This is a genomic window from Bacillus sp. GMa5/1 (assembly GCF_050172015.1).
Classification (GTDB): domain Bacteria; phylum Bacillota; class Bacilli; order Bacillales; family Bacillaceae_G; genus Bacillus_A; species Bacillus_A cereus.
Genome location: NZ_JBNLYC010000120.1, coordinates 1 through 13,207 on the forward strand (window position 1 = coordinate 1; position 13,207 = coordinate 13,207).

Sequence of the window (13,207 nt, forward strand, 5' to 3'; positions counted from 1 at the left end):
AGGCGAAAAATAGAGGGTTGATGAAATTGCGCGGGTAAATATGGAAAAATAGATGAAAAAAATGAAAACTGATAGATTTTTTCGTTGTGAAATTGACTTTTAGTGAAGTTGCGATAATAATCATGGAAGAGGTGATATGATGAAACGAATAAGTAGTCTTTTCTTCAGTAGTTTATTGGCATTAATGCTGATCTTAAGTGGATGTGCAGGAAAAGAACAAAAAACAGAGAAACAGACAGGTAATCAAGCTACATCGGTAGAAAAAATTAGTGATAATATTTTAGATGAAATGGAAGGACCACCTAAAAATGGTCATACGATTGAAAGACATGTAGGCAAGTCAGAAGAGGATTTGAAGAATCGCTTGAAGACAGATAAAGTGTCAGCCGCAAGTACATACTATGATAAAGAAACAGCGACGAAAGCTGTAAAAGATAGCTTGAAGCAACATGACAAGGAAATTCAAGATTGGTTAAAAAATTCTAAAGAGGCTCGTCTCGTAGTAAATACAACTCATTCATTCCCTGTTGGAAAAACGGTAATAAAGAAAAATATGAGTGTAAAAGACAAGTTGGTAAAAACTGTTACTGTTTTAGCAAGAGATAAGTCAGGGGAATTAGGGTTTAAGATTATTACTTCTTATCCATCTGATAAATAAGAAGGGGGAGTACATTATGTATATGACATTACAATACTTTCTTAAATCGTACTGTACGTTAAGTATTCATGAGGATGAAATAGTAAGCGTGATGGAAGAGTTTATTGAACAAGAAGACGAAGAAATTGTTTTGAAATTACGTGATGAATTAATAAATATGAAGAAAAAGAACGCGTGGGAAGAGGCGTGTGTATTAGCTGCGAAGCAAGGAAATCGTATGTGGTCTTTAGAAGAAACGAAAGACCATCTTGAAACTTTTTTACTATTACTGCAAAAGAAAAAGGCGTGATTTAATCACGCCTTTTTCTTTATACTATTCGGTTGATAGTATCTATTCCTTTGGAGCGCTTTTATATACGCTTTTTGAAATTTGTCCATTTGATATTACTTCCCCGTTTTGTGTTACTTTTTTATACGTAACCGCTGTGATTTTATCACTAGTTCTACTAATTACTTGAGAAGAAACTTCAACATTTTTACCAGTATTTGTACCGAAAATGCGTGTAGTAATACTACCTCCATTTGAAAATGCTTGAATATAAATATGATTGCCTGTATTATTTTTAAATTTTAAATCTGGACCATAATCTGCTACTGCTGCATCTTGCCCAAGTGGTAAATAATTTACTGGCATAGAATGATTGCTTCGAGAAACAATTCCTAAATCAGCCCTTAAAGCTGCGCTGTATAAAGTACTACTGACTTGGCAAACTCCTCCGCCTGCACTTTGTATTACTTTACCTTGTGAATATACTGCTGCAGATTTGTAACCATGTGCAGCATCAGTTACGCCAACGCGGCCGTTAAAACTAAATGTTTCATCAGGTGCCACAATAACCCCACTTAAAGTATTAGCTGACTTATTTACGTTAAATGATTGATTTCCGTTACGGCCAGCCATTGGAGTAGAATATTCAGCAATGACTTCTTTAATACCCATTTTCTGTATATCTTCTGTAGAACGTTCTGGTTTTATGAATGTAACTGGTAATGTAACATCTGATTTACCAGTAGTAATAGCTTCGTTTGTTAAACTGTTTAGTTTTCCTTTATCAATTTTTTCTCCGTTTTGGCTTTGACTAACATTTACTGTTGAGCCTTCAATGCTTAATTCTGCATTAACAGGATTTTTTAATGTTTCATTATATTTATCTTTTATAAAGGTTTCATAAGCTGTTGCATTTAATTGTGGTGTTAATTTATAGTCACGTTTTAATTCACCGTTTTCAGCTTGCTTGCGCATTTTGTAACGATTCATTACGTTTCCTTCTTGTTCTTTGAAGATTTTGTCAATAATTTCTTTCTCTTTATAATTTACCCCTAAATCTTTCCATGTGTAAGTTTGTTTATCGTTTTGGAATATGTAGGTAAGGGATTTTTGATCTAATTCAGTTACCCTTTGATTAATAATTGCTTGAATATCTTTCTTATTTTTTCCATCGAGAGAAATACCTTCAAATGTAGTATTTGGTAATGCAGTAGTATCTAATTGATTATTTAATTTGGATACATATTGATATCCCCCAACACCGCCTACACAAAGTAATATGCCCCCAGCAATTGCAGAACCAATCAGTATTTTACTTAGCTTCATTTATTTCCCCCCAGAAATTTATGTATAAATATATGTATTACATTTTTTGTATAAAAATGATGAAAATAACATTATGTACGTACTAGTATACTATTATTTTCACTGTGTGTGTAATGTTTTCATAAAAAATGTTACATTGCTGTAATAATTGTCACTTCTTGTCACAATGTGTATGAAAAATATGTTGAAAAATATAATAAAAAGGCTGTCTAGAATGATCTAGCAGCCTTTTTATTATAATTTTTTATGTTCATTTTTATTCGTAACACCGAGATGTTTTTGAAGGGTAGTTGAAATAGTATCGACGCTTTTTTCATTTGGCACGTAATAATAAATACCACCTATATATTTATCTGTACCTTCTACTTGCATTTTTTCCATCTTTAAATTTGAATCCATTGAATTTTTTGTAATTGTCATCATATCATCAAAAGTTAAATTGGTTTTTAAGTCTTTATCGACAGCGTCTAGTAGGCCACCGATTTTATTAATGGAATTAAGAGATAGTGCCTTTTCAGCAATGGCCTCTAATACAAGCTGTTGTCGTTGGCCACGCATATAATCACTATCGATGTGACGAGTTCTAGCTAGTGCCAGTGCCTCTTCTCCATTTAAATGTTGACGTCCTTTTTTTAGATGAATTGCATCTGCTTCATCTTTACTATTTTGCTCTGTGAATTCAACTGGAACGTCCACAGTAATGCCACCAAGAGAATCAACAATTTTAATAAAGGATTTAAAATTGAATTTTACATAATAATCAACTGGAACATCTAAAAAGTTCTCTACCGTATCAATTGTGCTGTCTACACCACCGAATACGTGCGCATGTGTGATTTTATCGTATTTATCACGTGATTTAATGTAGACGCGTGAGTCACGTGGAATGCTTACAAGTTTAACGGATTTATCGTTTTTATTAATTGTTGCAAGTAATAACGCATCTGTTCGAGTTGCTTTTCCATAATCTTTTTCCCTAATATCACTTTCATCAACACCCATAATTAGTACGGAAATGTTGTCGGTCATAGGTTTAACAGCTTTTTCACGTTTACTGGACTTTTCTCCTCGACCTAGTTCAGCATAAGCATTATTTAAGACGGACTTTGCTTTACTGTATATATGGAAGGAGTAGCCTCCTGCTCCAAGTGCTACAATTAGTAATGGAATAAGAAGGAACCAAAGTAGGCGTTTTTTCTTTGAGCGTCCTTTTTTGGCTCGCGTATTGTTGTTCGTGTCGGATTTCATCATTTTTTCTCCTTTAAAACTATCAAAGTGTATACATTTAGAAGTGTATTCAAACACATAAAAAATATTTTACGCTAAATAAAAGCGATTGTACATGTATAAAAAATAGATGTCTTGATTATTTATCCGGTATTAACGAGCAGTAAAACGCCCACCTCAAAGTCCAGTGAATACAATGAAGTTAGGTGGGAGATAACTGCCCGTAAATACCCGATTGATGAAGGCTAATAATCAGAGTGGGGATAGCCCCACTCTGATTAAAGTTTCACTTTATAAGACACCTATTCGTTATTGTATACAAAAGATAGGGATAAGAAAATGATAAAATTTTACCTAATTACAACATAATGCTTACGATAATTGCAGATAAAATACTAACGAGAGTAGCTCCATATAGTAATTTAAGGCCAAACCTCGCAACAACGTTTCCTTGTTCTTCGTTTAGTCCTTTTACCGCACCTGAAATAATACCAATGGAAGAAAAATTGGCAAAAGATACAAGGAAAACAGAAATAATACCAACTGTACGGGGAGAAAGGCTATTAGAAATTTTACTAAGGTCCATCATTGCGACAAATTCATTCGTTACAAGCTTCGTTGCCATAATGCTACCAGCTGCTACAATTTCAGAGCTTGGTACACCGATAAGGAATGCGATAGGTGCAAATACGTAGCCAATTAATTGTTGGAACGTAATACCGAATATAATGAGGAACAAGTCATTAATACAACTAATTAATGCGACAAATCCGATGAGCATAGCGCCGACAACAATGGCTACACGAAAACCATCAAGAATATATTCTCCAAGCATTTCAAAAAAGCTTTGTTTTTCACCTTTGATTTCTAAAATATCTTCGTCATCTTTAACGTCGTAAGGGTTAATGATGAGTACGATAATAAAACCGCTAAATAAATTGAGAACGAGTGCAGTTACTACATACTTAGGTTCAATCATTGTCATATAGGCACCTACGATAGACATAGATACGGTTGACATAGCGGAGGCACAAAGTGTATAAAGACGGTGTTTTGGAATTTGAGCTAATTGCTTTTTCACTGTAATAAAAACTTCTGATTGGCCGACAATGGCAGAAGCGATAGCGTTGTAAGATTCTAATTTCCCAAGACCATTTATTTTACTAAGAAAGTACCCGATCCAACGAATGAAAAATGGTAGTATTTTGAAATGTTGTAATATACCAATTAAAACAGAAATAAAGACGATTGGTAATAATACAGTAAGGAAAAATGGCATTTCACCTTTATTTGCAAGACCACCAAATACGAAATTTATTCCATTAGCAGCATACTCGAGTAGCTTTGTAAACAAACTGGAAATGATTCTAATAAGTATGAGGCCGATTTCTGTATTTAATAGTAAATAGGTTAAAATTAACTGTATAATAAGCATGATAAAAATTGGTTTAAATTTAATATGCTTCTTATTATTGCTAGCAATATAAGCGAGCAAGAAAACAACAATTAATCCGACGAAAAAAGTAATGAATTTCATGGTAAGCCCCCTAAAAGAGATATTCTGCTATATATGTTTTTCATTTCAAGGGAGAATATGCATCTTTGGTAAAGAAAGGAATAGAGAGAGTATGAATATATGTAGAGTGCATCACGTTGCAATTATTTGTTCGAATTATGAGACGTCAAAGGATTTTTATACTAGAATATTAGGGTTTAAAGAAATGAATGAAGTATATAGAAAGGAACGAGATTCTTATAAATTAGATTTATGTGTAGGAGAAGAGTATCAAATCGAATTATTTTCATTTCCAAATCCGCCTGAGCGCAAAAGTTTTCCAGAAGCAGCCGGTCTTAGACATTTAGCATTTGCTGTTACAAATATAGAAGAAGCTGTGAAGCATTTAAATCAATGTGGTGTTGAGACCGAACCGATCCGTATTGATGAAATAACGGGGAAGAAATTCGTCTTTTTCCAAGACCCTGATGGTTTACCTTTAGAATTGTATGAGGTTTGAAAATTGGTGGATTTTATATAGAGTTGCTTTCCAATAATTGAAGAAACTAAAGTGAAACTTCTTTTTAAAAGGAGGTGTAACTTTAGCTAAGAAAGCTAAAGAGCATATGTGGATATTTTAAAATTATTGATGGTAGTCATTCTTATTGGGTTAACAGCATTTTTTGTGGCTGTTGAATTTGCAATTATTAAGGTACGTAGCAGTCGTATTGATCAACTCGTTAGCGAAAAAAGACGAGGCGCACTGGCCGCTAAAAAGGTAACTACAAATTTAGATGAATATTTATCGGCCTGTCAGCTAGGTATTACAATTACTGCTTTAGGGCTCGGGTGGTTAGGGGAACCAACCATTAAACATTTACTCGAGCCGTTGTTTTTAAAATTGCAATTCTCACCTACAATTTCCAGTACAGTTTCATTTATTATTGCCTTTGCAGTAATTACATTTTTACATGTTGTCATTGGGGAACTTGCTCCAAAGACATTTGCTATACAAAAAGCAGAACAAGTTAGCTTATTGTTATCGAAACCACTTATTTATTTTTACCGAGTTATGTATCCGTTTATTTGGGCTTTGAATGGTTCAGCGAGGGTTGTAACTGGTTTATTCGGATTACATCCAGCTTCTGAACATGAAGTAGCTCATTCAGAAGAAGAATTAAGGTTAATCTTATCTGAGAGCTATGAGAGCGGAGAGATTAACCAAAGGGAATTTAAATATGTAAATAATATTTTTGAATTTGATAATAGAGTAGCAAAAGAAATTATGGTACCTCGTACGGAAGTTGTAGGCTTATATGAGGACGAACCATTTGAAACACATATTAAAGTAATCGCGCAAGAAAAGTACACGAGATATCCTGTATTTGGTGAAGATAAAGATGAAATTATTGGGATGGTTAATGTAAAAGATTTATTTATTCGTTATATGGATGGTAATCGGGACGAGGAGTGCTCGATTATGCCATATACAAGGCCAGTTATTGAAGTGCTAGAAAATATTCCAATTCATGATTTACTATTACAAATGCAAAGAAAACACATTCCATTAGCTGTATTATATGATGAATATGGTGGTACAGCAGGGATTGTTACACTAGAAGATATTTTAGAAGAAATTGTTGGAGAAATTCGAGATGAATACGATGAAGATGAGAATCCACCTATAGAGCATGTAAGTGAAGGCTATAAAATCGTAGAGGGAAAAGTGCTTATTAGTGAAGTAAATGATTTGCTTGGCATACATTTAATTGCTGATGATGTAGATACAATTGGTGGCTGGATTATGGTACAAAAACAAATCGTTGCTGAAGGAGATATTATTGAGAAACACGGTTTTTATTTTAAAGTCCTTGAAAAGGATATGCATCAAATTAAACGAGTGGAAATAAGGAAAGTAGGAGAATGATTTTCTATAAACTTTAATAAAAAGGATATACAGAAAAATAAATGTTTGCGCTTTCAAAAAAGGTACTATATAGTGAAGGTGGATACTGAAAAATTCTTCTGAATGATACTCGTGTTTTTAGAGGGCGGATTTTTTGGATAAGGATTTAGAATGAAAAAGTATAGGTGATAAAAATGATAGCAACGAAGGATATACGTATAGAAAAAGATTTTTTAGGTGAAAAAGAAGTACCAAGTGCAGCTTATTATGGTGTACAAACATTACGTGCTGTAGAAAACTTCCCAATTACAGGATATCGCATTCATCCATCACTCATTACAGCAATGGCAATTGTGAAAAAAGCGGCGGCACTTGCGAATATAGATACTGGTTACTTAGCTAAAGACATTGGACATGAAATTGCAGAAGCAGCGCAAGAAATTGTTGATGGAAAGTTTCATGATCAATTTATCGTGGACCCTATTCAAGGCGGAGCCGGAACTTCTATTAATATGAATACAAATGAAGTAATTGCGAATAGAGCGTTAGAACGTATGGGATATGAAAAAGGTGCGTATGCGAAAATTAGCCCAAACACTCATGTGAACATGGCCCAATCAACGAACGATGCGTTTCCAACAGGGATTCATATTGCAACTCTTATGATGTTAGAAAAGCTTCTTATTACAATGGAAGAACTTCATTCTGCTTTTCGTAAAAAAGCAAAAGAGTTTGATCACGTTATTAAAATGGGACGCACACATTTACAAGATGCAGTTCCAATTCGCCTTGGACAAGAATTTGAAGCGTATAGCCGAGTGCTTGCGCGCGATATAAAAAGAATTAAACAGTCTCGTCAACATTTATATGAAGTGAATATGGGGGCGACAGCTGTTGGTACAGGATTAAATGCAAATCCTACGTATATTGAACAGGTGGTAAAACATTTAAGAACGTTTAGTGGGTTCCCACTTGTTGGTGCAGAGCATTTAGTTGATGCAACGCAAAATACAGATGCATACACAGAAGTATCTGCAGCACTTAAAGTATGTATGATGAACATGTCTAAAATTGCAAACGATCTTCGTATTATGGCGTCTGGGCCACGTGTTGGGTTGGCTGAAATTCAATTGCCAGCACGTCAGCCAGGTTCATCGATTATGCCAGGTAAAGTAAATCCAGTTATGGCAGAAGTGATTAACCAAGTCGCATTCCAAGTAATTGGAAATGATCATACAATTTGCCTAGCATCAGAAGCGGGACAATTAGAGTTAAACGTAATGGAGCCTGTGCTTGTATTTAATTTAATTCAATCTATTAGTATTATGAATAATGGATTCCGTGTATTCCATGAATATTGTATTGAAGGAATTACAGCAAATGAAGAATTGCTGAAGCAATATGTTGAGAAAAGTGTTGGAATTATTACAGCAGTTAATCCTCATATTGGTTATGAAGCAGCATCTCGTATTGCACGTGAAGCGATTGAAACAGGAAAATCTGTTAGGGAGTTATGTTTAGAGCATGGTGTACTGACAGAAGAGGAATTGGATATTATTTTAGATCCATTCGAAATGACTCACCCTGAAATTGCTGGAGCTTCTTTATTAAAAAATAAAGAAATGTAATGTGAAAAACACCGATCCATTTGGATCGGTGTTTTATTTTTAAAAGATATTAAATACAGCGTTTAATTGAAGTAAGCTAATAACAGCTAAGAAGATTAAACTGTATTTCATTGCTGTTTTAAATAGAGCAGATTCTTTACCAACTAGTCCAACTGCGGCACAAGCAACTGCTACAGATTGTGGTGAAACCATTTTTGCCATTGTACCACCTACTACGTTTAAGGCAACGAGTGTAGAAGGAACGATGTTTAACTGGTCTGCTGTTACTGCTTGAAGTGGTGCGAATAAAGAACCACTTGAAACTACTGAACCTGTAATGAATACGCCAATCCATCCTAAGATTGGAGAAAGAATTGGGAATGCATTACCAGTAGAAGAGAATGCAAGTCCAAGTGTAGATGACATACCAGAGTAGTTCTCTACGTAAGCTAATGCGATAACGCTACAAATTGTATATACTGGAGCTTTTAATTCTTTCATTGTTTCAATCATTAATTCTTTAACCATTTTACCTTTTACGCGGTAAACGATAAGTGAAACGATAATTGCTAGTACAATCGCAGTAGTTGTAGAAGAGAATACATCAAATTTGAAAACAGCTGCGAAAGGTGTATCAGCTTTTGTAATTGGTGTAGTTTTCATAACAGCATTATGAAGACCAGGGAACTGAATGTTAAATACTAAGTTTGCTAACGCACCATCTGGAGCAAATAAAGCTTTAATCGGTTTTAAGTTAAAGATTGTTACAAATGCAGTTAAGAATACGAATGGAGACCAAGCATATAAAATTTGATTGAATGTATGTGATACTTTAGTTTCTTGTTTTTCTTCTTTAGTAGAAGATTTTGGTTGCCAAACACGTAAGAATAATGCAAGAGAGATCATACTTACAACGGCTGCGAAAATATTAGTAAGTTCTGCGCCTAAGAAGTAAGTTACAGCGAATTGAGTAATAGCGAAAGAAACACCACTTACAAGAATACCTTGCCAAGTTTCTTTAATACCTTTAATTCCATCGACCATTGAAACAAGTAAGAAAGGTAAGATAACACTAATGAAAGGTAAAATAAGAACAGTTTGACGACCAATAGTTAATGCGTCAAGTTGAGTTAATTGTGCTGGTACTGTAACTGGAATACCCATAGCACCCATAGCACCACCAGCAATATTAGCTACTAAACAAATACCTGCTGCTTTTAATGGATTAAAGCCCATACCTACAAGTAGTGCAGCTGTAATAGCAACTGGAACCCCTAGACCAGCTGCGCCTTCTAAGAAAGCACCGAAAGAATAAGCGATTAATAATACTTGTAAACGTTGATCATTTGTAATGCTTGAAATACTATCGCGAATAATATTGAATTGCTCTGTTTTAACAGTTAATTTGTAAAGGAAAATTGCGGCGATAACGATAGTACAAATTGGATAAAATCCAGATAAAACACCGAATCCGACAGATGCTACAGCTACTGTTGCTGGCATTTTATAAACAAATATTGCAAGGATAATAGCGACAATTACACTATAAAGACCAGCCATGTAACTTTTCATTTTGAATCCCATTAAACAAATGATGAAACAAAAGATTGGAAGTGCTGCGATTAGTGCAGATAACCAAATATTGTTTAATGGGTCATAAATTTGTGTCCAAGTACTCATAATAATGACAACTCCTATCTATTATATGTGAAGAAATTCACATTATTTGTGAAACTATTCACAATCAACTTACATGCTTAGTATATTCTCCTTCAACACTATTGTCAACGTAAAAAAGTATAATTATTCCATAATAGTGTTAAAAGAAAAGCTTTGTTCATAAAGTAGACAAAAAACACACTCAAATGAATTTAAGTGTGCTGTATAAACTATGTGCATATTATTTTGCTTATTCAGATGGCATGTTCCTTATAGGCGTATATTAGATGAAGTCTTTTATATTAAGTATAAAGTTTGATATATGCAATTATCTGTCCTGTTTGATCTAGTGGGGGGAACGGTGAGTGGATTTAATAGGAAGTTTTGCACAACAATCCAACCGCTTGCAATACGAATAAAAAATAAGAAACAAATTTTTAATATCACATCATCTCTTTTTACTGAAAATTCCTTTTAGCGTAACAAAGAGGTTAATTATAGTTCAACTACATTACGATAGGTTATCAATTATAGACGGTATTTTACAATACCGTTACTGTGCATTTCAATGAGGTGAAAATATAACAAAAAGCCTGATAAAACAACGTTTGCAAGCAAAGTATTCGTAGGCCATTATTTTGCTTTTTCGTTATATCATATAGTATAATATTCAAAATCAGCAAGGATTTTTTCCTGAATTTTTGCTGATGAAGATGGAAAAATTTTTCGGCTTTATAGGTTGATAAAGTTATGTCGTAACAGGAAATATAAGAACAGATATATAAATAAATAAAAAGAACATAAAAACGCAAATAAAAACGAAAATGAGGGGAACTTTATGAGCCAAAATCAATTCGAATGTCGTATTTCAGAAGAAGATGTACAAATGTTAAGAGCGTTAGCTCACCCACTTCGTCTACGTCTAGTAATGGAACTTATGCAAAGAGGAACATGTAATGTAACACAGCTACAGGAAGTATTAGAAATTCCACAATCAACTGTTTCACAACATTTAACGAAGTTAAAGCAAAATAAAGTAGTACGCTTTGAAAGACGAGGATTAGAAGTGTATTATCAAATCCATAATGATAAAGTAAGTGCGGTAGTAAAAACATTATTTTCTTAAAATTTGAATATTATGGAAAAAGACGTGTAGAATATACGTCTTTTTTTATTTGTCAGAAAGGTAGCGAGAGAGTAAATATTAGCATGTGAGGAAGAAATGACTATCAATCAACATGCTGCCTTACGGAATATATTCTAAAAGGAAAAGAAAAAATAGAAAGGAGTGTAGTAAGCAAAAGGAGGGATAGTAGTATGGATGTAAAACGTGTGAAGCAAATTTTATCTTCTTCAAGTAGAATTGACGTTACATATGAGGGCGTACCAGTATGGATTGAGAGCTGTGATGAGCAGAAGGGGAGTGCTCAAGTGTATGATGTATCTAATCCTGGTGAGAGCGTTCATGTGGACGTGACAGCTTTAGAGGAGAAGTAATAAAAAAGACGCTTCTAATTTTAGAAGCGTCTTTTTGTGTGTTATTCCATCATACTCGCAACTTTTTTAGAGAAGAGAAGGAGTACAAGTCCTAAGACGATAACGATAATACCGATACTTGCAAATACTTCAAGGTATCCTAATGATTGTGTAAAGGAAGCAAGTTTACCTGCTAACCAGTTAGCCATACCCGTACCAGCTAACCATACACCCATTAATAATGATGCTAATTTTACAGGAGCGATTGCACTTACCATTGATAGACCGATTGGTGATAAGAATAACTCACCAATTGTATGGAAGAGATAAGTGATAACGATGAATAATAAATTCGCTTTTACAGTTATATCTGCTTCACTACTTCCAGTTTTTAGAACTGCTAATGTTAAAACAAGATAACCTATACCTAGTAAAATCATACCAAATGCCATTTTTGTTGGCACGTTTAAATCACCGCGTTTTGTTTTAGAAAGTTTTAACCATAGCATAGATACAAATGGTGCAAGTAGTACGATGAATGCTGGATTAACGGATTGGAACCAAGATGTTGGAACTTCCCAACCGAAAATTGTACGATCTACAAATTTATTTGTATAAAGTGTTAAAGAACTACCAGCTTGTTCAAATCCTGCCCAGAAGAATACTACGAAACAAGTTAAAATTACAATTGCCCAAGTACGATTTTTCTCTTGTTTTGTTAAAGGTTTCTTTTCGATTACAGGTTGATCTTTTGATTTTTTACCAACAACTGTTGTTCCTGCTTTACCAAGATAACGAGGAGCTAATAAGTTGAAAACAATTTGTCCAATAATCATACCGATACAAGCTGCTAAGAATCCGTATTTATATCCCATTACAATAACGCCATTAGCGCTTGTTTTAAAGAAATCTTCTGCTAAAAATCCACAAATAAGTGGAGCAAAGAAAGCACCTACGTTAATACCCATATAGAAGATAGTAAATGCACTGTCACGACGTGAATCATTTTCGCCATACAATTCACCTAACAGTGTAGAAATATTTGGTTTGAAGAATCCATTACCAATAACTAATAGTATTAATCCAAGGAATAGTCCTGTTTTTGTATTCATTGAGAATAGTACAAAATTGCCGATTGCCATAATGATTCCGCCGAGAGTAATGGCATGACGTCTTGTGATATAATGATCCGTTAGCCATCCGCCTATAATTGGCATGAAATATACTGCCGCTGTAAAAGTACCATATAATTGCACTGCGACTGCCTTATCAAATCCTAACCCGCCACTAACAGCAGCAGTTGTTAAATAAAGAACTAAAAGGCCGCGCATTCCATAATAACTAAATCTTTCCCACATTTCTGTTAAGAACAACAAGTACAACCCTGGTGGATGTTTTTTTGGTGATTGTTGCTCTCCAGCTTTGTCTAATTTTAAAGCTGCATCCATTTTTGTTTCCCCCTAATCCTGTATAACGGATATTTATGTAATCATTTTAATTTACAAAATATTTAGAAGTCAATAGAATTATATGGAAATAGAAAGAAAATTTCTAAAAAAGTTCTATTTTTCTTCGACCGTTACTG

12 protein-coding genes are annotated in these 13,207 nt (G+C 34.1%); 7 read left to right on the top strand and 5 right to left on the bottom strand.

The window, feature by feature from the left end:
- Positions 1-139 precede the first annotated feature (139 nt).
- Both ACQGSG_RS21390 and ACQGSG_RS21395 read left to right on the top strand, forming a co-directional pair.
- Positions 140-658, top strand: coding sequence for an RNase A-like domain-containing lipoprotein (locus ACQGSG_RS21390; RefSeq protein WP_000822695.1), 519 nt, complete (start codon positions 140-142; stop codon positions 656-658).
- Between the two features lie 16 nt (positions 659-674).
- Entirely contained in the window at positions 675-947 is a 273-nt protein-coding gene (locus ACQGSG_RS21395; RefSeq protein WP_000282019.1) for a hypothetical protein, read from the top strand.
- 42 nt (positions 948-989) lie between these two features.
- Here ACQGSG_RS21395 and ACQGSG_RS21400 read toward each other — a convergent pair whose 3' ends face one another.
- The 3 genes from ACQGSG_RS21400 to ACQGSG_RS21410 form a co-directional block, all read right to left on the bottom strand.
- The gene (locus tag ACQGSG_RS21400) at positions 990-2,252 is read right to left on the bottom strand and encodes a VanW family protein (RefSeq protein ID WP_214631976.1); all 1,263 of its coding nucleotides are present in this window, start codon (positions 2,250-2,252) and stop codon (positions 990-992) included.
- A 234-nt stretch (positions 2,253-2,486) separates the two neighbouring features.
- Positions 2,487-3,503 (bottom strand): LCP family protein, encoded by a 1,017-nt coding sequence (locus tag ACQGSG_RS21405; protein WP_053514408.1) that lies wholly within the window; start codon positions 3,501-3,503, stop codon positions 2,487-2,489.
- 334 nt (positions 3,504-3,837) lie between these two features.
- Positions 3,838-5,016 carry a NupC/NupG family nucleoside CNT transporter gene (locus ACQGSG_RS21410; protein ID WP_000668870.1) on the bottom strand — a complete coding sequence of 393 codons (1,179 nt, stop codon included), beginning with the start codon at positions 5,014-5,016 and terminating at the stop codon, positions 3,838-3,840.
- A gap of 91 nt (positions 5,017-5,107) precedes the next feature.
- Between ACQGSG_RS21410 and gloA2 the strand changes: the two genes are divergently transcribed.
- The 3 genes from gloA2 to aspA all read left to right on the top strand — a co-directional run bounded on the left by gloA2 (position 5,108) and on the right by aspA (position 8,508).
- On the top strand, positions 5,108-5,494 hold the full coding sequence (gene gloA2 / locus ACQGSG_RS21415) for an SMU1112c/YaeR family gloxylase I-like metalloprotein (RefSeq protein WP_001017679.1): 387 nt from the start codon (positions 5,108-5,110) through the stop codon (positions 5,492-5,494).
- A gap of 108 nt (positions 5,495-5,602) precedes the next feature.
- Positions 5,603-6,901 (top strand): hemolysin family protein, encoded by a 1,299-nt coding sequence (locus ACQGSG_RS21420; RefSeq protein WP_061655584.1) that lies wholly within the window; start codon positions 5,603-5,605, stop codon positions 6,899-6,901.
- A 173-nt stretch (positions 6,902-7,074) separates the two neighbouring features.
- The gene (gene aspA / locus ACQGSG_RS21425) at positions 7,075-8,508 is read left to right on the top strand and encodes an aspartate ammonia-lyase (protein WP_098290634.1); all 1,434 of its coding nucleotides are present in this window, start codon (positions 7,075-7,077) and stop codon (positions 8,506-8,508) included.
- A 39-nt stretch (positions 8,509-8,547) separates the two neighbouring features.
- Here aspA and ACQGSG_RS21430 read toward each other — a convergent pair whose 3' ends face one another.
- Positions 8,548-10,167 carry a lactate permease LctP family transporter gene (locus ACQGSG_RS21430; protein ID WP_325842758.1) on the bottom strand — a complete coding sequence of 540 codons (1,620 nt, stop codon included), beginning with the start codon at positions 10,165-10,167 and terminating at the stop codon, positions 8,548-8,550.
- An 817-nt stretch (positions 10,168-10,984) separates the two neighbouring features.
- On the opposite strand from ACQGSG_RS21430, the gene ACQGSG_RS21435 reads away from it, so the two are divergent.
- Together ACQGSG_RS21435 and ACQGSG_RS21440 are read left to right on the top strand one after the other, a co-directional pair.
- Positions 10,985-11,272, top strand: a complete 288-nt coding sequence (locus ACQGSG_RS21435) for an ArsR/SmtB family transcription factor (protein ID WP_000081428.1) — start codon at positions 10,985-10,987, stop codon at positions 11,270-11,272.
- Between the two features lie 191 nt (positions 11,273-11,463).
- Positions 11,464-11,643 carry an acid-soluble spore protein H gene (locus ACQGSG_RS21440; RefSeq protein ID WP_000382679.1) on the top strand — a complete coding sequence of 60 codons (180 nt, stop codon included), beginning with the start codon at positions 11,464-11,466 and terminating at the stop codon, positions 11,641-11,643.
- Between the two features lie 41 nt (positions 11,644-11,684).
- Here the strand turns inward: ACQGSG_RS21440 and ACQGSG_RS21445 are convergent, their stop codons facing one another.
- Positions 11,685-13,070 (bottom strand): peptide MFS transporter, encoded by a 1,386-nt coding sequence (locus tag ACQGSG_RS21445; protein WP_016083560.1) that lies wholly within the window; start codon positions 13,068-13,070, stop codon positions 11,685-11,687.
- Between the last annotated feature and the right edge of the window lie 137 nt (positions 13,071-13,207).